The sequence below is a fragment of the Pseudoalteromonas sp. GB56 genome (genome assembly GCF_054923835.1).
In genome coordinates this window covers 1,837,232-1,854,674 of record NZ_JBPCHK010000001.1, presented here as the reverse complement: position 1 = coordinate 1,854,674, position 17,443 = coordinate 1,837,232, and the positions used below count along the sequence as shown (strand labels likewise).

Annotated in this window: 19 protein-coding genes; 15 read left to right on the top strand and 4 right to left on the bottom strand. The window is 44.8% G+C overall.

The window, feature by feature from the left end:
- Positions 1 to 31: 31 nt before the first annotated feature.
- From ACH19P_RS08815 to ttcA, 3 genes are all read left to right on the top strand, one after another.
- Positions 32 to 787 carry an FNR family transcription factor gene (locus tag ACH19P_RS08815; RefSeq protein ID WP_462158218.1) on the top strand — a complete coding sequence of 252 codons (756 nt, stop codon included), beginning with the start codon at positions 32 to 34 and terminating at the stop codon, positions 785 to 787.
- A 103-nt stretch (positions 788 to 890) separates the two neighbouring features.
- On the top strand, positions 891 to 1,814 hold the full coding sequence (uspE, locus tag ACH19P_RS08810) for a universal stress protein UspE (protein WP_462158217.1): 924 nt from the start codon (positions 891 to 893) through the stop codon (positions 1,812 to 1,814).
- A 115-nt stretch (positions 1,815 to 1,929) separates the two neighbouring features.
- A complete protein-coding gene (gene ttcA / locus ACH19P_RS08805) occupies positions 1,930 to 2,802 on the top strand; it encodes a tRNA 2-thiocytidine(32) synthetase TtcA (RefSeq protein WP_462158216.1) in 873 nt (290 codons plus the stop codon).
- Between the two features lie 97 nt (positions 2,803 to 2,899).
- Here the strand turns inward: ttcA and ACH19P_RS08800 are convergent, their stop codons facing one another.
- Positions 2,900 to 3,544, bottom strand: a complete 645-nt coding sequence (locus tag ACH19P_RS08800; protein ID WP_462158215.1) for a DUF2987 domain-containing protein — start codon at positions 3,542 to 3,544, stop codon at positions 2,900 to 2,902.
- Positions 3,534 to 4,349 (bottom strand): glucosaminidase domain-containing protein, encoded by an 816-nt coding sequence (locus ACH19P_RS08795; protein ID WP_462158214.1) that lies wholly within the window; start codon positions 4,347 to 4,349, stop codon positions 3,534 to 3,536. Before ACH19P_RS08795 ends, ACH19P_RS08800 begins: the two co-directional genes overlap by 11 nt.
- A 162-nt stretch (positions 4,350 to 4,511) precedes the next feature.
- On the opposite strand from ACH19P_RS08795, the gene ACH19P_RS08790 reads away from it, so the two are divergent.
- Both ACH19P_RS08790 and ACH19P_RS08785 read left to right on the top strand, forming a co-directional pair.
- Complete coding sequence (locus ACH19P_RS08790) at positions 4,512 to 5,804, top strand: anti-phage deoxyguanosine triphosphatase (RefSeq protein ID WP_462159331.1); 1,293 nt, start codon at positions 4,512 to 4,514, stop codon at positions 5,802 to 5,804.
- A 211-nt stretch (positions 5,805 to 6,015) separates the two neighbouring features.
- On the top strand, positions 6,016 to 7,104 hold the full coding sequence (locus tag ACH19P_RS08785) for a DUF481 domain-containing protein (protein ID WP_462158213.1): 1,089 nt from the start codon (positions 6,016 to 6,018) through the stop codon (positions 7,102 to 7,104).
- Positions 7,105 to 7,204: 100 nt separating this feature from the next.
- Here the strand turns inward: ACH19P_RS08785 and ACH19P_RS08780 are convergent, their stop codons facing one another.
- The gene (locus ACH19P_RS08780; protein ID WP_462158212.1) at positions 7,205 to 7,645 is read right to left on the bottom strand and encodes an exonuclease III; all 441 of its coding nucleotides are present in this window, start codon (positions 7,643 to 7,645) and stop codon (positions 7,205 to 7,207) included.
- Between the two features lie 331 nt (positions 7,646 to 7,976).
- Here ACH19P_RS08780 and xthA point away from each other — a divergent pair, with 331 nt between their 5' ends.
- Genes xthA through rlmA form a run of 3 tightly spaced genes read left to right on the top strand, consistent with a single transcriptional unit; the run spans position 7,977 to position 10,225 of the window.
- Complete coding sequence (xthA, locus tag ACH19P_RS08775) at positions 7,977 to 8,786, top strand: exodeoxyribonuclease III (protein ID WP_462158211.1); 810 nt, start codon at positions 7,977 to 7,979, stop codon at positions 8,784 to 8,786.
- A 3-nt stretch (positions 8,787 to 8,789) separates the two neighbouring features.
- Positions 8,790 to 9,419, top strand: coding sequence for an energy-coupling factor ABC transporter permease (locus tag ACH19P_RS08770; protein ID WP_462158209.1), 630 nt, complete (start codon positions 8,790 to 8,792; stop codon positions 9,417 to 9,419).
- Positions 9,416 to 10,225 (top strand): 23S rRNA (guanine(745)-N(1))-methyltransferase, encoded by an 810-nt coding sequence (gene rlmA / locus ACH19P_RS08765; RefSeq protein ID WP_462158208.1) that lies wholly within the window; start codon positions 9,416 to 9,418, stop codon positions 10,223 to 10,225. The genes ACH19P_RS08770 and rlmA overlap by 4 nt, the downstream gene beginning before the upstream one ends.
- Here rlmA and yfbV read toward each other — a convergent pair.
- Positions 10,210 to 10,656 (bottom strand): terminus macrodomain insulation protein YfbV, encoded by a 447-nt coding sequence (gene yfbV / locus ACH19P_RS08760; protein WP_462158207.1) that lies wholly within the window; start codon positions 10,654 to 10,656, stop codon positions 10,210 to 10,212. The genes rlmA and yfbV overlap by 16 nt on opposite strands.
- Positions 10,657 to 10,833: 177 nt before the next feature.
- Between yfbV and ACH19P_RS08755 the strand changes: the two genes are divergently transcribed.
- The 7 genes from ACH19P_RS08755 (at position 10,834) to ACH19P_RS08725 (ending at position 17,443) form a co-directional block, all read left to right on the top strand.
- Complete coding sequence (locus ACH19P_RS08755; protein ID WP_462158206.1) at positions 10,834 to 12,033, top strand: acetate kinase; 1,200 nt, start codon at positions 10,834 to 10,836, stop codon at positions 12,031 to 12,033.
- 2 nt (positions 12,034 to 12,035) lie between these two features.
- Positions 12,036 to 14,180, top strand: coding sequence for a phosphate acetyltransferase (gene pta, locus ACH19P_RS08750; protein WP_462158205.1), 2,145 nt, complete (start codon positions 12,036 to 12,038; stop codon positions 14,178 to 14,180).
- 237 nt (positions 14,181 to 14,417) lie between these two features.
- Positions 14,418 to 14,801 carry an ACT domain-containing protein gene (locus ACH19P_RS08745; protein ID WP_462158204.1) on the top strand — a complete coding sequence of 128 codons (384 nt, stop codon included), beginning with the start codon at positions 14,418 to 14,420 and terminating at the stop codon, positions 14,799 to 14,801.
- Complete coding sequence (locus ACH19P_RS08740; RefSeq protein ID WP_462158203.1) at positions 14,798 to 15,277, top strand: PTS glucose transporter subunit IIA; 480 nt, start codon at positions 14,798 to 14,800, stop codon at positions 15,275 to 15,277. Before ACH19P_RS08745 ends, ACH19P_RS08740 begins: the two co-directional genes overlap by 4 nt.
- Before the next feature lie 14 nt (positions 15,278 to 15,291).
- Positions 15,292 to 15,639, top strand: coding sequence for an ArsC family reductase (locus tag ACH19P_RS08735; protein WP_462158202.1), 348 nt, complete (start codon positions 15,292 to 15,294; stop codon positions 15,637 to 15,639).
- A gap of 5 nt (positions 15,640 to 15,644) precedes the next feature.
- A complete protein-coding gene (gene dapE, locus ACH19P_RS08730; RefSeq protein WP_462158201.1) occupies positions 15,645 to 16,775 on the top strand; it encodes a succinyl-diaminopimelate desuccinylase in 1,131 nt (376 codons plus the stop codon).
- The gene (locus tag ACH19P_RS08725; RefSeq protein WP_462158200.1) at positions 16,772 to 17,443 is read left to right on the top strand and encodes a M15 family metallopeptidase; all 672 of its coding nucleotides are present in this window, start codon (positions 16,772 to 16,774) and stop codon (positions 17,441 to 17,443) included. The genes dapE and ACH19P_RS08725 overlap by 4 nt, the downstream gene beginning before the upstream one ends.

The following is a 17,443-nucleotide window of genomic DNA, read 5'->3' as shown; positions in this document are numbered from 1 at the left end:
ACCCCATTCATTGCTTACCTTGGAATGTACGATGGACGTAAAAACAAAACTTTCTGGTAAATTTGCAGGCAAATCAAATTGCACTATCAGCTGTACCAACTGCTCTATCTCTCAGTTGTGCCTGCCTTACAGCTTAAATGGCGATGAAATGGACCGCCTTGATGAAATCATTGAACGAAAAAAGCCTCTGCATAAAGGTGATTACCTATTCGAATCAGGTAACAAACTGAAATCAATTTTCGCAGTTCGCAGTGGTTCATTTAAGTCCTTCACTTTATCTGAACAAGGTGAAGAACAGATCACGGGCTTTCATCTTGCAGGCGATTTGGTTGGCTTTGACGGTATTCACAATTTTCAACATCAGAGCTTTGCGCAAGCGATGGAAACGTCGATGGTGTGTGAAATTCCATTCGAAACACTTGATGAACTTGCTGGTCGCCTACCTAAATTGCGCCAACAAATCATGCGATTAATGAGTAACGAGATTAACTACGATCAAGAAATGTTACTGTTATTGAATAAAAAAACGGCCGAGCAGCGATTGGCTTCATTCTTATTCTCACTTTCTCGTCGCTTCAGTGAGCGTGGCTTCTCATCACGTGAGTTCCGTCTTACCATGACGCGTGGAGAGATAGGTAATTACTTAGGTTTGACTGTTGAAACCATCAGCCGTCTATTGAGCCGCTTCCAAAAAGCTGGGTTTATTAGTGTTGATGGTAAATTCATCACGATTAATAACCACGAAGAGCTTGCTCAAGCAGCGGCGATGTCTTTGCCAACCTCTTGATCTCACTCAAACTTTAATTAAATGCGCCTTTAAGTATCAAAGATATAGGTTACACTCAAATGTGTAATCTATACTCTCACTAAAGGTATCATGGAGGCGCATCATGGATAAAATTAAACGAATACTCGCTGTTATTGACCCATCCGCAGAGGAACAGCAAAGTCTCTCTCGCGCTATTGAAATAGCAAAAGCGACGGGCGCGAAAATTACCGCGTTTCTATCCATTTATGACTTTTCATATGAAATGACGACCATGCTCAGTGCCGACGAGCGTGAAGCAATGCGTAATGCGGTCTTGGCCGATAAAGAAAAATGGTTAACCTCCTTGGCGAAGAGTTCAGATAACATCGAATTTGACACTAAGGTGGTGTGGCACAACCGTCCATTTGAAGCAATTATTCGCGAAGTGCTCACCGATAAATATGACATAGTCATTAAAGGTACTCATCAACATGATACGTTGAAGTCTGTCATCTTTACCCCTACAGATTGGCACCTTATTCGCAAATGCCCTACACCACTATTATTAGTCAAAGACCATAAATGGTTAGAAGGTGGCGCAATCATCGCGGCAGTGAATGCCTCCAGTGATGATGAACAACATCAAGCACTCAGCCAACGCATTATCAAAGATGCTAAGTTTATTGCGAATATGGCACATGGCGACTTACATTTAGTGAATGCCTACCCTGCAACGCCCGTGAACATTGCGATTGAGATACCCGAGTTCAACCCCACTCAGTACAATGAGACGGTGCGAGATCACCACATTACTTCCACACACCAGTTAAGTGAACAATTTGGCATAGATCATGACCACCTCCACGTAGAAGAAGGCCTGCCGGAAGACGTACTACCCCGAATCGCAAAAAAACTTGATAGTGAACTGGTCGTCATTGGCACAGTTGGACGTACAGGCCTAAGCGCGGCATTGATGGGTAATACCGCTGAGCATGTTATAGACCGTTTGGATTGTGATGTGTTGGCGCTCAAGCCAGATGGCTATAAGAGCCCTCTCGATAACTAACGTATCAATTGTAGATAAACAGAACCAAGGCAGCCTTCGCTGCCTTTTTCTTGATGCTATTAGCATGTACGCCTATAATACGCGCCTTTAATTTAGCCGCAACATAGGTGCACAGGTGTCGCATTCAGTCCAAGCCAAAGCGCAATACAACTTCAATAAACTGCAAAAGCGTTTACGCCGTAGCACGGGTCAAGCCATTGCCGATTTTAGCATGATTGAAGAAGGCGACCGTATCATGGTGTGCTTATCGGGTGGCAAAGACAGCTATACCATGCTCGATATTTTGCAAAACCTTCAACGTTCTGCGCCTGTGAATTTTGAGCTATTTGCTGTTAACTTGGACCAAAAGCAGCCAGGATTCCCTGAGCATATTCTTCCTCAGTATTTAGATACGCTGGGCATCGAATACAAGATTGTTGAAGAAGATACCTACTCTATCGTTAAAGATAAAATTCCTGAGGGTAAAACGACATGCTCGTTGTGTTCACGTTTACGCCGAGGCATATTGTATCGTACAGCAAAAGAAATGGGCGCAACGAAAATCGCGCTAGGTCACCATCGCGATGACATGATTGAAACCATGTTTCTAAACATGTTCCACGGTGGCAAGCTTAAAGGCATGCCTGCCAAGCTAATGAGTGATGATGGTCAACACATGGTTATTCGCCCGCTTGCCTACTGCAAAGAAGTTGATATCGAAGCATATGCCATGCAAAAAGAATTTCCTATCATTCCGTGTAACCTGTGCGGGTCTCAGGAAAACCTTCAACGTCAAAACGTGAAGGCGATGCTACAACAATGGCACAAACTACACCCGGGTCGAATCGAAAGTATTTTTACTGCTATGCAGAACGTAGTCCCATCACACCTTGCAGACACACAGATTTTTAACTTTGCAGACTTGCAAACAGGAGAAGTGATCGACGGTGGTGATATCGCGATGGAATCAACCAGAGTTCGACACGCCTGTACTGGAGTCGCAAGATGACGACAATGTAGTCAACATCCAAGCAATTGAGTTGAACTAAATTTAATTGAATCGAAAAAGGCGCCAATAGGCGCCTTTTTCTATAATTGTAATCGTTTTATTTGGCTATCCAAGGCGTGATGCGAGCCAGCTTATTGCCATCGACCAGCTTGCTGTCGTTCACTGGCCAATTATCGTCAATTTTTACTTTACAGCGCATCTCAACACACTGCCAGTCAGACGGAACATCTATCGGTACTGCAGTGTTAAAATGCAGTTGAATACCTTCTTGATCAGGCAATAAAAACGACATCAACTTGCCAACAAAGAAACCTGAAAGATCAGGGAGCAACTCTTCAAATTCTTGATGCACTTTATACAGCTGAGCAGCTGTGATTGGCTGCTGTGGCATTTTTGCTTCTATTTGCATACTGAGTTGACAGCCAGCAGCTGATTTAGGCGTAGCAACCACCACTGCTTTGTGCGTATCTAATTCCTTGTCAAAGGGTAAAAACAACTGCCCATGCTCATTATAAGTCAACGGGTACGTTTGCTTTTCGGTCATGATTTTGCCACTTTCAAGCGGACAGTCCTTTGCACCTTCAAAGGTTTTTAAATAAAAACCAACACGCGCGTATTGGTACTCGCCATCGTTGATAACCTCCATGCGGTCATAAAAACCGTCGTATGACATCACCACTGGTTCAGCAACTACGCTTAACGGAAGGCTCAATGCCATCAATGCAAAAAATTTACTCTTCAAAATAGGCCTCATTATGATCCATCATTGCATGCAATTCTTCTATATACGCTTCTCCGCGCTCTGAATAAGACATCAAACCATACGCCAATTCTTTAGCACTCAAAGGTTGTTGTGCTTCTCGCAACGACGCTCGGATATCACGTAATTCGCGATACGCATTGTGGGTATTAATGTTATAGAAATACGAATCAACCGCTTCTTGTACAGACTGATACACTGCCACCTCATGTTTTGCACCGTCATTTCTTCTATTCGGTACAAGACCACACCCTTCGCTAAAGCACCATTGCCCGAAGAAGTTTAGGCCGATGCGAGCAAAACGAGATGTCCCCCACGCAGACTCATTTGCTGCTTGCATCATGACCAGCTCTTTTGGAATAACATCAACACGGCGCAGTGCATGCATCAGAGACAGTTCACTGATCTCCTCGTCTTCGAGCCCATATGCTGCAAAAATGTCTGTCACTTTGTCTTCTTGTGTTTGTGACAAAGGCTGTTGATATTGCAGCATCATCTGCGCAATTTCTAAACTCGCACGTTGGTCCCTTACCCGCGCATTAGCGCGTTCTACCGGTCCGCGAATAAAATCAAAGAAACGACTTTTCTTCTCTTTCACATCTTTAATTTTTGCAAATTGTGGAAGATTTACATTGTGCAAAGGCTTCTCAACAACCTGCTTTTTAACCGGTAACTTCTTTGCTATTTCAGGTGTTTCCTCTACATCACCTTGGCCCCACATAAAGGGGTAAAGTAACCCGGCTACACTTAGGACGACAACAAACAACAGTCCTAATTTTTTCATCATAATGCCTCCACCAGAACACTTGGCAGTCAAATAAACGGGGTATTATATCGCGAACAAGTCGCTTTGAAAAATGACTTGTTCCTAATTCAATCCTCGCTGACAAGACAATGATTTATTTATTGTTTACACTGAGAGGAGCGCAATGTGGAAGGTAAGCAGTTTATGAGTAATATCTGGCAACAACGACGTACTGGTGAAGACAAATTCAGACCTAATGACAATCGTTCTTCATGGCAAATTGACCGCTCCAGAATTATTCATGCCGCCGCATTCAGGCGCCTACAAGCAAAAACACAAATTATGGGGATCGGTCTCAATGATTTTCACCGAACTCGCCTCACTCATTCTCTTGAGGTCTCTCAAATCGGCAGTGGCTTACTGCGCCATTTACTAAGGCAACATCCGGAAGTAAATTGCCTACCTGATGAATCATTATTAGAGACCTTGTGTCTCGCGCACGATATTGGCCATCCGCCTTTTGGACACGGAGGTGAAATCGCGCTGAACTATATGATGCGTGAACATGGTGGCTTTGAAGGCAATGCCCAGACACTGCGAATAGTCGCCAAGTTAGAACCTTATACCCATGGCTTCGGCATGAACTTAACTCGACGTACGTTACTTGGCTTTATTAAATACCCGGCGATGCTTGATGAGTTGTGGCACACAAAACCTTCTGTTCCGGCGCAACAAAGATACATTCGAGCTAATGAATGGCGCCCTGCTAAGGGCTTATATGATGATGATCGCAGCCTAGTTGACTGGATCATGGAGCCTTTGAGTGATGCTGACCGAATATTATTCCAAAGTTATCAAAGCTACGACAGCTTTCGTTCAAAAACACGATTCAAATCCGTTGACGCGTCAATTATGGAATTGGCGGACGACATTGCTTATGCCGTTCATGACCTTGAAGACGCTATCGCTACTGAACAAATAACGATCCATGATTGGCAGTCGCACGCAGAGCCAATGTTAGTGCAATTGCAGTGTCCATGGTTACAACACGCGGATATGGCGAATCGATTATTCTTCAAAAGCGAAGCAGACCGAAAAGATATCATCGGCGAGCTTGTTAACCTCTTTATTACTCAGACTCAATTGACGGCGACAGACCCGCAATTCGAGTGCGATATATTACGCTATCAAGTAGTGTTACCTACTCCGTATCAAGAGCTTCTCGATGTACTCAAAGGTTTTATCTATAACCGCCTTATTCGCGCGCCACACATGCAACAAATCGAGTTCAATGGTCAAAAGCTCATTATTGAGCTGTTCGAGGCATTTGCCAGTGATCCGCTGAGGTTACTTCCGGAAACAACAGCAGTTGCCTTGCGTGAAGCAGAACACAATGGACATAGCACTTATCGCGTATTATGTGATTATCTAAGTGGCATGACCGATGAATATGCGTATCGCACGCATCAACGTCTATTTAGCAGCAATGCGTATTAATTATGAACCTAAAACCTATACAAAATCTGGACGCTGTTGTGTAAAATCAACGTACCAACAGATATAACACCAAACTGGTGACACTCTTCGGCGAGACCTTCAAAAGGACTGTTGTACGCTGTTTCTTGGTATCGGTCATGTCATCGACTATGTTTAAGAATGAATGACCTAAATTGTTTTTAAATTCAACATATGTGCAAAGGAAATTCATATGCCCGCTGTGTATTTAACTCTATTTTTATCTCTACTATTTAGTGCCTGCGCTATTAGCCAATCCTCGTCCACTTTGTATGAGAACGAACGTGATGTTTTGATCAAAGCCAACGACGAGTTTGATTGGTTACGCTTGACTTCAGGTGAGTGGTTGAAAGGCGAGTTCAAAGCCATGTATGACAAAAATGTCGAGTTTGAAAGTGATATACTCGACACCTTGTTCATCGACAGAGATGACGTACAGATGCTGATATCTAAAAAAGTGTTAAGTATTCGCTTTAACGATGGCACTGTACGCGAAGGCAACTTGATGATTGGCCCAGAAACAGTGTCCATCTCAGATAATAAAACCGATTTTATTCCAAATGATATTGTTTCTATCGCACCTAGCGCCAAAGACGAAGGTGGCGCATGGTACGCCAAAGTAGGGCTCGGTGCCAATCTGAGTAGGGGAAACACGGAACAAACTGAATATTCTGCGACGGTGGATATTAAAAGACGAACAGCGACCAATCGATTGTTAATCAACGCCCTAGCTGCACGCACTTCCAATGATGAAGAAGTTACAGAGAATAATATCCGTGCTAACGGTACTTTTGACTGGTTTTATACGCAAAGATTGTATTTTCGCCCAGTATTCTTCGAATATTATCGCGACCCATTTCAAAACATCGCCAATAAATACACACTCGGTGCAGGTCTGGGTTATTACGTAATTGATACCGACAAACTTGAATGGGACGTAGGTGCGGGCCCTGCTTATCAACGCACTGACTTTGACACAGTCGCACCGGGTGAAGACGATACCAATTCATCGGTCTCTTTTTACATTGCTTCTAATTTAGATTATGAGCTCACATCAGACATCGACCTGACATTCGATTACCGATTCACTTTCGCGCAAGAAGAAGCTGGGGGCAATGCTCAACATGCCCTGGCAGGCGCCTCAATAGATATCACCAAAGACATAGACTTTGATATCTCATTAGTCTGGGATTACTTAGAGTCACCTGTCGCGAACGCAGATGGCACTGTTCCCAAACAAGACGACTATAAGATGATCTTCTCTTTTGGCGTTGAATTGTAAAGACACAAATAAAAAAGCCTTCTAGATGAAGGCTTTTTTATATCTATTCACACACTATGTTTATGTGAACATATTTAGTAGCAATACAAGCTTAGCGTCATTACTTCGCTGATTGACCGTACTGCTCTACAAATTTTTGTACTGGCTGACCGTTGCATTTAAGGTCAGAAACGCGTTTGCCGTGAAACGCTAAACGAGCTAGGCCTTTTTCAGCAGCATCAATACATAGCTGTGTATCATGCGCCGCGTTTTTAGCGTAGAGGTTTACTTTCGGAGCTTGCTCAACCACTTTTACAACTTCAACTTTCTTTGCAATGTCACGGATATCCTGACCATTACAATATAAGCTCGAAGAAATTCGGCTGATGTTAATTCCGTGCTTCTTACCTTCAACTTTCGCGGCCAATAAACCACTGTTCGCTGCAGTAACACATAATTGAGATTCAATAGAATCATTCTTAGCAAAATATTGGTTTGCTGTGCCAGCCATTGCAGATGACGCGAAAACAACTGGTAATAAAACAGTAGCGAATTTTAACATGGGACTACTCCACTAATTGAACGGGTGGTTAAAAAACGATCTGCATTTTATAGACGGAAACCACCTTGTCAAATGCATTTTCTATGCATTACAAAATAAATTTTTAGGTTAACAATTCAAAAACTCACTACTATTACTATTTACAGATAGTTTAATAATTTACCTTTTTTAGCCCCAAGGAAGACGCACCGATTAAGGTGATTTTTTCAACGTAATCACTACCTCATGGAGAGATATTTCTGTGCATTTATATCCTGCTCTCTTTTACTTTATCGTTAGGTTGATATACTGCGCCAATCCGCACAAGAAAGTCTGCAAAGGGACTAGAACAATGAAAATCATCTCTTTTAACATCAATGGTATTCGTGCTCGCTTGCACCAACTACAAGCGCTAATTGAAAAACATCAACCTGATGTTATTGGCCTACAAGAAATAAAAGTACATGACGAAATGTTCCCTGTTGCCGATGTAGAAGCAATGGGCTACAACGTTTATTTTCATGGCCAAAAGGCTCATTACGGTGTGGCCATGCTCACCAAGCAGCCTGCAAAAATGGTTAAAAAAGGGTTCTCAACAGACAACGAAGAACATCAAAAGCGCATGATTGCCGTCACGATTGAAAATGACACAGGCGAAGATATCACGGTACTTAACGGCTATTTCCCACAAGGCGATAACATCAGTCATGAGTTTAAATTTCCATACAAACGCCAATTTTACGCAGACTTGATGACTGAGCTCACTAACGAGTACAACTCAGAGTCCAAGTTAGTGGTTATGGGTGATATCAACATATCACCTATTGACGCTGATATTGGTATTGGTGAGCCGAACATGAAACGCTGGTTGAAAACGGGCAAATGTTCATTTCAACCCGAAGAGCGTGAATGGTTGGCTAAGCTACTGGATTGGGGATTTGTCGACACGTTTAGGCAAGCGTATCCAGATGTAGACGACCAATTCTCGTGGTTTGACTACCGCTCCAAAGGTTTTGATGATAACAGAGGCCTAAGAATTGATGTTATCTTGGCGACCAAGTTACTCGCTGAAACACTTGAAGACAGCGGCATTGATTACGAACTAAGAGGCATTGAAAAACCCTCGGATCACGCTCCGGTATGGAGCACATTCAAAGGTTAAACCATGTTGCCCAGTTATATTGTCCTCGTAGTTATCTTAGCACTGACAATCAATAAATCGACGCTGATTGGATTAGTAGCACGACCCGCACGTCAAACTGGGCTCTTCGCTTGTGCACTTGTATTAGCGTTACTTTGGCGAATAAAAGCAGGTATCTTTGCTGGGTTAGACATACATATTTTAGGGGTGACCGCCATCACCCTAATTCTAGGTTGGAGATTGGCGTCTTTGGCTGCAGTGCTCGCGACAGTCTTACTTGCAAGCTTTTCTATTATCAGTTGGGAGCAAAGCGCGGTGTATATACTCACCACTGCACTCATCCCTATTTACTTTAGTTACGCCGTATTTAGCATTGTTTACTATACCTTGCCTAGGCACCTATTCGTCTACGTGTTTATTTGTAGTTTCCTCTGCGCGGCGTTAGCTAATTGCTTAAAAATAGTGGTAACGGCCACCTATTTTTGGGCAATTGGTAGTTATGACTGGACTACTTTGTTAGATAATTACATCATCTTGTGTGCGCTAATTTGGTTCCCTGAAGCGATGCTCAGCGGTATGGCCATGACCATTTTAGTTATATATCGCCCCCACTGGGTGCGCACGTTTTACGATAAGGAATACCTCGCCCAATGAGTGCTTATTGCTGCCCATTATGTCAAAGCCCATTACAAGCCAAAGACACCAGCTTGTTTTGCCAACAAGGTCACCAATTCGATTACGCCAAAGAAGGCTATATCAATTTATTACCGGTGCAATTTAAGAAATCGAAACAACCAGGTGATAACCAAGATATGGTGCAAGCGCGGCGCAGATTCTTAAGTGCTGATCATTATGCCTTTTTACGAGACGCATTAGCCCTCAAAGTATCAACATTGCACCAAGATGCCACACAAATCGTTGATATGGGCTGCGGTGAGGGTTACTACACGAGCGAACTAGCCAAAAAACTCACCCATTCTGGCCAAGTATTTGGTATTGATATCGCTAAACCGGCCATTCGCTATGCAGCCAAACGCTACCCAGAATGTGAGTTTGCGGTAGCATCAAGCAAACAGATCCCTTTGGCGCCACAATGTGCTTCAGTCGTAACGAGTGTTTTCGCTCCTGTGTTTGCGCAAGAAAGTAGCCGATTGCTGATTGATGATGGCTATCTGGTCGTAGTTTCGCCTGGCCCATTACATCTCAAAGAACTCAAAGAAATTATCTACAAAGACGTCAAAGAACACCAACAAACTGAGGTGCCAGAGGGCTTTGAGCTAGTCTCACACGAGTTATTAACAAAAGAGCTGATATTAGCTGGCGAAACAGCGAAAGATTTAAGCCTGATGACGCCATTTGCATGGAAGTTCAATGAAGAGCAGCTCACAGCGCTATCTCAAAACAAGGCTTTCACAGTACAAGCACAATTCTATATGAGCGTGTTTCAGAAAAGATCCTGACGAAAAGCCTTATCCATCTTTTCAAACATGTCTTTTAGAAGGTGAGCCAATTCTAGGTATCTGGGTTTGGCTTTTGCTGGCGCGCCTTGATACCCCTTCGCTACCATCTTGCTATACAGCTCTTTGTACCATGTCGCCATTGACGGCGGTAATTCAGAAGACGCACGCTTACCCAGCCACAATAAACCTTGCGCGGGGAGCGACAGAATCAATAACGCAAACGCTAACGCGGGTGCCGCATAGTCGGACCCTAAATACTGCAATTGAATCACTAGACTGGTAATAGCCACAGCTGGCATCACTTTGACAGCAAAAAGCGTTGCACTGGTCACTCTGTTTTCTACGAACAAAGGTGCAAGTTCACGACGGGCAGGCCACAGCTTGGCGTAACTGTAGCCTCGCTGCATTTGTGAAATAAGACTTTTTTGCATTTACGCCCCTTACAACTAACCATCTGTCGAAATTTAAGGTAAAATATACAGACCCTTACAATTATACCTTAGTCTATTTTTACACATCGTTCATGACCAAGTATGGGCAATGAACACTGCGTTAGCCTTGGTATACATGGGGTCTCGAACTTTGATATTCAACCACAGGTCCACCAAATGTCTGTACAACACGTCCTTGTATTAAATTGCGGCAGCTCCAGCCTTAAATTTGCAGTTATGAATGCCGAAACCGGCGAAGAATTACTCAGTGGCTTAGCTGAGCGTTTGCTCAACGATGATGCCACCATTAAGTATAAAATCGCTGGCTCAAAACATCAAAACGCATTACCTAGCAACGCCGATCACAAAGTTGCAATTGATACGCTTGTCGCCCTTATCAACGAACGTGCTTTGGCAGACAATATCATTGCGGTTGGTCACCGCGTGGTCCATGGTGGAGAGCATTTCACCGGCTCTCAAGTGATCACCTCTGACGTATTAGCCGCAATTAAACATACGGCTCAGTTAGCACCATTGCACAATCCTGCTAATTTAACGGGCATTGAAGCGGCGCAGGCTGCATTCCCAGCACTACCGCAAGTGGCGGTATTCGATACCGCATTCCATCAAACTATGCCAAAGCAAGCATATTTGTACGCCCTTCCGTATTCCTTGTACAAAGAACATGGCGTGCGCCGTTACGGCTTTCACGGCACCAGCCACAACTTTGTATCGGCACAGGCAGTGAAGGCATTAGCATTAAATGCGCACGATCATCGCATTATCACCGCCCACTTAGGCAATGGTTGTTCGGTCTGTGCCATTAAGAATGGCGCCAGTGTGGATACCAGCATGGGCTTGACACCACTCGAAGGTGTGGTGATGGGAACTCGCAGTGGCGATATTGACCCAGGCTTGTTTGATTACCTCACAGTGCAGTTGGGTTACAGCGCACAAGATGTCAGTACCATGCTGAATAAAGAAAGTGGCTTGCTTGGTATTAGTGAGCTATCGAATGACTGTCGTACTATCGAAGAAGCGTACCTTGAAGGCCATGAACAAGCGACTCTCGCTCTTGATATTTTCTGCTACCGTCTCGCCAAACAAATCGCTGCGTATCTTGTGCCTTTGAGCGGTTTAGACGCGCTCGTGTTTACCGGTGGCATTGGCGAAAACTCTGACATCATTCGTGGCAAAGTGCTCGCTCACCTAAGTTTCTTAGGCTGGCAAGTTGACCCACAAAGAAATACCGATGCACGCTTTGGTAAAGAAGGCATCATTACAACAGATTCGAGCCCAATTACCGCGCTGGTCATGCCAACCAATGAAGAATGGATGATTTGCCAAGACGCGGCGCGTTTGGCGCAGGAGGTATAATCATGTCACGTCGCATAATGTTAATTCCTGTGTCTACAGGCGTGGGGTTAACGTCGGTTTCTGTAGGTTTAGTTCGCGCGCTTGAGCAAAAAGCATTAAAAGTGAATTTTTTCAAACCGATTGCTCAGCCTCGTCGTGGGGAATCTGGCCCAGAAAAATCCACTGCAATCGTTAAAATTGGTTCAGGCATTAATCCGCCAGAACCATTTTCATTATCCTATGCAGAAAACATGATCGGTACGGGCCGAGGTAACACACTATTAGAAGAAATTGTTGAGCGCTTCGAAAGTGGTATTAAGGACGAAGAAATCGCCATTATCGAAGGCATGGTCCCGACCAGAAACCAGCCTTACGCTGGCCGTGTTAATCGCGAAATAGCGCAAACCCTTGGCGCAGACATCATTTTCGTAGTCACACCAAGTAACGACACAGTAGAAGAACTAGAAGACAAGTTAGAAATTGCCGCAGGTAACTATGGTGGCGTTGCTCACCCTCGTGTGCTTGGCTGTATTTTTAACAAAGTGAATGCGCCGTTGGATGAGCAAGGTCGAGCCCGCGCTGATTTGGTTGAACAGTACAATCCAGATATGCTTGAAAACGAAATCAACAGACTCGCGTCAATGCCACTGTTTCGTAAGCACCCTTTCCAATTACTCGGCACCATTCCTTGGGACTTTGAATTAGTCGCACCGCGAGGCATCGACTTGGCCAAGTACCTAGGTGCTCGTGTTATCCACCAAGGTGACTTACTGCACCGCCGACTTCGCCGCGTTACTTTTTGTGCGCGTACCGTATCAAACTTATTGAATCACATTTCTCCTGGGGTGTTATTAGTGACACCGGGAGATCGTTCTGATGTATTGGTTGCAGGCTGCTTATCAGCAATGAACGGTACGAAAATCGGGGCAATTTTGCTTACCGGTGGAATTGAGCCAGAGCCACGTATCATGGAGTTATGCCATCAAGCGATGGAGCAAACAGGCCTGCCTATTCTGGCGACCGAACACGATACGTGGCGCACGTCCTTATTACTGCACAACTTCAACTTAGAAGTGCCCTGTGATGACGAACAACGCGTCGACAAAGTAAAATCTCACCAAGCTACGTTTATTGACTCTGATTGGTTAGACTCGCTTGCTGAACAGTCGCAGAAAACGCGTAAACTCTCGCCACCAGCATTTCGTTATTTACTAACAGACAAAGCCCGCAAAGCGCACAAAACAATTGTATTACCTGAAGGTGAGGAGCCTCGCACTATCAAAGCAGCTGCGATATGCGGCGAGCGTGGCATTGCAAATACGGTGCTGTTGGGCGACCCGAGTGAGATCACCCGAATTGCCGAGCAGCAAGGTGTCGAACTCAACGAGCACATGCGTTTAGTCGACCCTGAAAAAATCAGGCATCAATACGTTGCGCCTATGGTTGAGTTGCGAAAGAGCAAAGGCTTGACCGAGGTTATCGCCGAAGAAATGCTGCAAGACAACGTGGTGCTTGGCACCATGATGCTCGCCGTCAACGAAGTTGATGGTCTCGTATCTGGTGCGGTGAATACGACTGCTAATACCATTCGTCCGCCATTGCAATTAATTAAAACTGCGCCAGGTTCATCCTTGGTATCGTCTGTATTCTTTATGTTATTACCCGATCAAGTGCTGGTCTATGGCGACTGTGCCATCAATCCTGATCCAAGCGCTGAGCAACTTGCCGATATCGCGATTCAATCCGCAGACTCTGCGGCAGCCTTTGGCATCGAACCTCGCGTTGCAATGATAAGCTACAGCACAGGTAGCTCTGGCGCAGGCGCAGACGTTGAGAAAGTAAGACAGGCGACAGAGTTAGCACAACAAAAGCGCCCAGATCTCATCATTGATGGGCCACTGCAATATGATGCGGCAATTATGGAGAATGTGGCCCGTAAGAAGGCACCGAACAGCCCAGTCGCGGGCCAAGCAACGGTATTCATATTCCCGGACCTCAATACAGGCAATACTACATACAAAGCAGTACAGCGCAGTGCTGAGCTTGTCAGTATCGGACCTATGCTGCAAGGTATGAGAAAGCCTGTAAATGATTTAAGCCGAGGCGCCTTAGTTGACGACATCGTCTACACCATTGCGCTAACCGCTATTCAGGCTGACGCTCAGTAGCGCATCCCTATTTTCAAAAGGCACGTGCTCAAATCGTGCCTTTTTTGTTTCTGCAGGTGCAACAATCAGCCTCATGCTGATCAATAAACAATCAAAGCTTAATTTCTTATAAATTTCATAGCATTACAAACAACTAACCATGCTACCCCCAAACTTATCCACAGCAAATGTGAGCAACTTACAGTGGATAAGTGCCTAGAATTTAGGTATAACAGATTTAGAACAAAGGGGATTTGAATGGCCAAACAAACGCTACAGTTGCTCCCGCACGATTTCACCATTCATAGCTTCGATAGTTTGTCAGACATCCCTTCGGCAATCTTTAGAAGCGAAGTGTATTTTGTTGGTAAAACCGCTGAAGAATTATCCATCGTCTGCAACAGCGACATTAAACTCGACAGTCTTGAGCAAGAGCCTGGCTGGGTGGCGTTTGAAGTACTCGGGCCATTGGGGTTTTCATTAACGGGGATCTTGTCTAATATTTCCGGTGTACTCGCGGCAGCAAATATTCCTATATTTGCTATCTCTACCTTTGATACAGATTATATCTTGGTGAAACGTAAAGAAGCTAAAAACGCCATGACCTCACTAAAAAAAGAAGGATACACAGTTCGCTCATGAACTTACCCGCTGAATTTTGTGTTGCCAGTGACCTTCCCAAAAGCCAAACCATCTATTCTCCTGTTAGTGGCAGTGTTTCCCCGTTAGACGCTGCACCTATAGCACTTATGTCACTCGGTTTGTTAGGCTCAGGCGTGTGTGTACAAATGCGCGGCCATCGTCTCGTCGCGCCGTGTGATGGTCAGCTCGTGGATGTGTGCCAAGGTGCTAAGCAATGGCGTTTTAAAGCCAGTAACGGGTTACATATCATGGTACATTTGTATCTTGAAGAACACACCATCACCAACAAAGCAAAACTAAGTTACATCAATGCGACGCGCGTCAAACAGGGAGAAGAAATTGCGTATTTCGACCTAAGGCAGTTTAATTCAACACCGACCGTCGCTATCATTGTCACAAATTCATCGGCGTCAAAACGCATCTACTTCTGCCACAAGCAAGTTGAAGCAAATGACCCACTTTTATTCGTCAGTTAAGTATTCTAATTATTATGACCATTACTCTTTTCGGTATCAGCAACTGCGACACCATCAAAAAAGCTAAAAAGCATCTTGAAAACAATAACCTTGAATTCGTCTTCCACGATTACCGCAAGCAAGGGTTAGACCTTGAGTTACTCACTAAACTAGAGAGTATTTTCGGCTGGGAAGCGATGCTCAACAAACGCGGTACTACTTTTCGCCAACTAAGCGATGAACAAAAGCAACACATCGATAAAAACTCAGCTTTGGCAATTATGCTTGAGTCTCCAGCGATTATTAAGCGCCCTATTCTTCTTAGTAATGATCAATCGTTAATCGGCTATAAAGCAGCTGATTATGACGCCCTAAGCGCATAGGACTATTGATGAGTGATGTCATCACGCTAGCCAAAGAGCTAATTCGCCGCCCATCAGTAACACCCGATGACGCCGGCTGCCAACATGTAATTTCAGAGCGCCTCGCCAAAGTAGGCTTTAAAAACGAACCCATGTTTTTTGTCGACACGCTCAATACATGGTCTCGACGTGGCAATACACAACCAAACGTTTGCTTTGCTGGGCACACCGATGTAGTCCCCACAGGGGATGAGTCGAAATGGCATTTCCCACCGTTTGCAGCTACAGAACATGAAGGCTACTTGCATGGGCGTGGCGCTGCAGACATGAAAGGCTCTTTGGCTGCTATGGTGGTTGCAACCGAGCGTTTCGTCACTAAACACCCAGATCACAAAGGGTCTATTTCGTTTCTCATTACCTCAGATGAAGAAGGGCCGTTTATTAATGGCACTACCCGCGTCATTGACACGCTTGAAGCGCGCGATGAAAAAATAGACATGTGCATTGTCGGTGAACCCTCATCCACTGACAAACTTGCCGATGTGGTTAAGAACGGCCGCAGAGGCTCACTCACAGCTTATCTCACGGTTAAAGGCAAACAAGGTCATGTTGCCTATCCGCACCTTGCAAACAACCCAGTGCATCAAGCCAGCGGTTTCTTGCAGGCGCTTTGCCAAGAGCAATGGGATGAAGGCAATGCGTTTTTCCCTGCCACCAGCATGCAGATCTCCAATATCAACGCAGGTACTGGCGCCGGTAATGTCATCCCCGGCGAGTTGGAAGTACAATTTAATTTTCGTTACAGCACTGAGTTAACCGCTGAGCAAATTAAAGATCGCGTGGTTGCTTTGCTTGCACAGCACCATGTTACCTATGATTTAAAATGGATTCACAACGGCCAGCCGTTCATTACTGAGCCAGGGGAATTGGTTAATGCGGTGCAAACAGCTATTCGCAATGAACTGGGCTATGAGGCCGAGTTACAAACTAGTGGCGGCACCTCAGATGGTCGCTTTATCGCACCCACCGGTGCCAAAGTGATTGAACTAGGTCCGCGCAATGCAACCATACACCAAGTAGATGAATGCGTAAGTTGTGAAGACCTTGATAAACTTGCAGCCATTTACGAAGGGATTTTGACGCAATTACTAACATGAATTTAGCTTTGTGTGCCACTGGACGCAGCGACGCCCACTTAGCATCGGTGAACCATCATTTACTGCACCAAGGCGCAGTAAATGATTTTTTGCGCATGCAACAACGCGCGCACGCTGATGGTATAAATCTCACTATTGCCTCATCATTTCGCTCTTTTGAGCGTCAAGCGATGATTTGGAACAATAAGTTCTCTGGGCTGCGTCCTGTCTATGATCTTGAACAAAATGTGGTTGATATATCGTCTTTAAGTGATATTGCCCGCATTGAAGCTATCATGCTTTTCTCCGCGTTACCTGGGGCGAGCCGTCATCATTTTGGTTCAGATATGGATGTGTGGGACCCAAGCGCTGTATCTGTGGGGTATGACTTACAACTTATTGAAGAAGAATACGCTGTAAACGGGCCATTTTCTGCGCTCACACACTGGCTTGATGAAAATATGGCTGAGTTTGGTTTTTTTAGACCCTATGACCACTATCAAGGAGGTGTTGCTGCCGAGCCTTGGCACCTGAGCCACCTTGAAAGCGCCTCGCACATGCTCAAATGGCAGAGTGTTGCGGCCATCGCCGATGCTATCACCGATGCCAAAATCGGTGGTCTCGACAGCATATTGACTGATTCGAGCGCTTACACGCCAAGTTCATTACCAATATTTGCCCGCCTTTAG

What these genes read in the sequence shown, in the direction of transcription:
- ACH19P_RS08815 (WP_462158218.1), top strand. Translation starts at nt 32, where the DNA reads ATGGACGTAAAAACAAAACTTTCTGGTAAATTTGCAGGCAAATCAAAT.
- uspE (WP_462158217.1), top strand. Translation starts at nt 891, where the DNA reads ATGGATAAAATTAAACGAATACTCGCTGTTATTGACCCATCCGCAGAG.
- ACH19P_RS08795 (WP_462158214.1), bottom strand. Translation starts at nt 4,349, where the DNA reads ATGATGAAAAAATTAGGACTGTTGTTTGTTGTCGTCCTAAGTGTAGCC.
- ACH19P_RS08790 (WP_462159331.1), top strand. Translation starts at nt 4,512, where the DNA reads ATGAGTAATATCTGGCAACAACGACGTACTGGTGAAGACAAATTCAGA.
- ACH19P_RS08785 (WP_462158213.1), top strand. Translation starts at nt 6,016, where the DNA reads ATGCCCGCTGTGTATTTAACTCTATTTTTATCTCTACTATTTAGTGCC.
- ACH19P_RS08780 (WP_462158212.1), bottom strand. Translation starts at nt 7,645, where the DNA reads ATGTTAAAATTCGCTACTGTTTTATTACCAGTTGTTTTCGCGTCATCT.
- xthA (WP_462158211.1), top strand. Translation starts at nt 7,977, where the DNA reads ATGAAAATCATCTCTTTTAACATCAATGGTATTCGTGCTCGCTTGCAC.
- ACH19P_RS08770 (WP_462158209.1), top strand. Translation starts at nt 8,790, where the DNA reads ATGTTGCCCAGTTATATTGTCCTCGTAGTTATCTTAGCACTGACAATC.
- rlmA (WP_462158208.1), top strand. Translation starts at nt 9,416, where the DNA reads ATGAGTGCTTATTGCTGCCCATTATGTCAAAGCCCATTACAAGCCAAA.
- yfbV (WP_462158207.1), bottom strand. Translation starts at nt 10,656, where the DNA reads ATGCAAAAAAGTCTTATTTCACAAATGCAGCGAGGCTACAGTTACGCC.
- ACH19P_RS08755 (WP_462158206.1), top strand. Translation starts at nt 10,834, where the DNA reads ATGTCTGTACAACACGTCCTTGTATTAAATTGCGGCAGCTCCAGCCTT.
- pta (WP_462158205.1), top strand. Translation starts at nt 12,036, where the DNA reads ATGTCACGTCGCATAATGTTAATTCCTGTGTCTACAGGCGTGGGGTTA.
- ACH19P_RS08745 (WP_462158204.1), top strand. Translation starts at nt 14,418, where the DNA reads ATGGCCAAACAAACGCTACAGTTGCTCCCGCACGATTTCACCATTCAT.
- ACH19P_RS08740 (WP_462158203.1), top strand. Translation starts at nt 14,798, where the DNA reads ATGAACTTACCCGCTGAATTTTGTGTTGCCAGTGACCTTCCCAAAAGC.
- ACH19P_RS08735 (WP_462158202.1), top strand. Translation starts at nt 15,292, where the DNA reads ATGACCATTACTCTTTTCGGTATCAGCAACTGCGACACCATCAAAAAA.
- ACH19P_RS08725 (WP_462158200.1), top strand. Translation starts at nt 16,772, where the DNA reads ATGAATTTAGCTTTGTGTGCCACTGGACGCAGCGACGCCCACTTAGCA.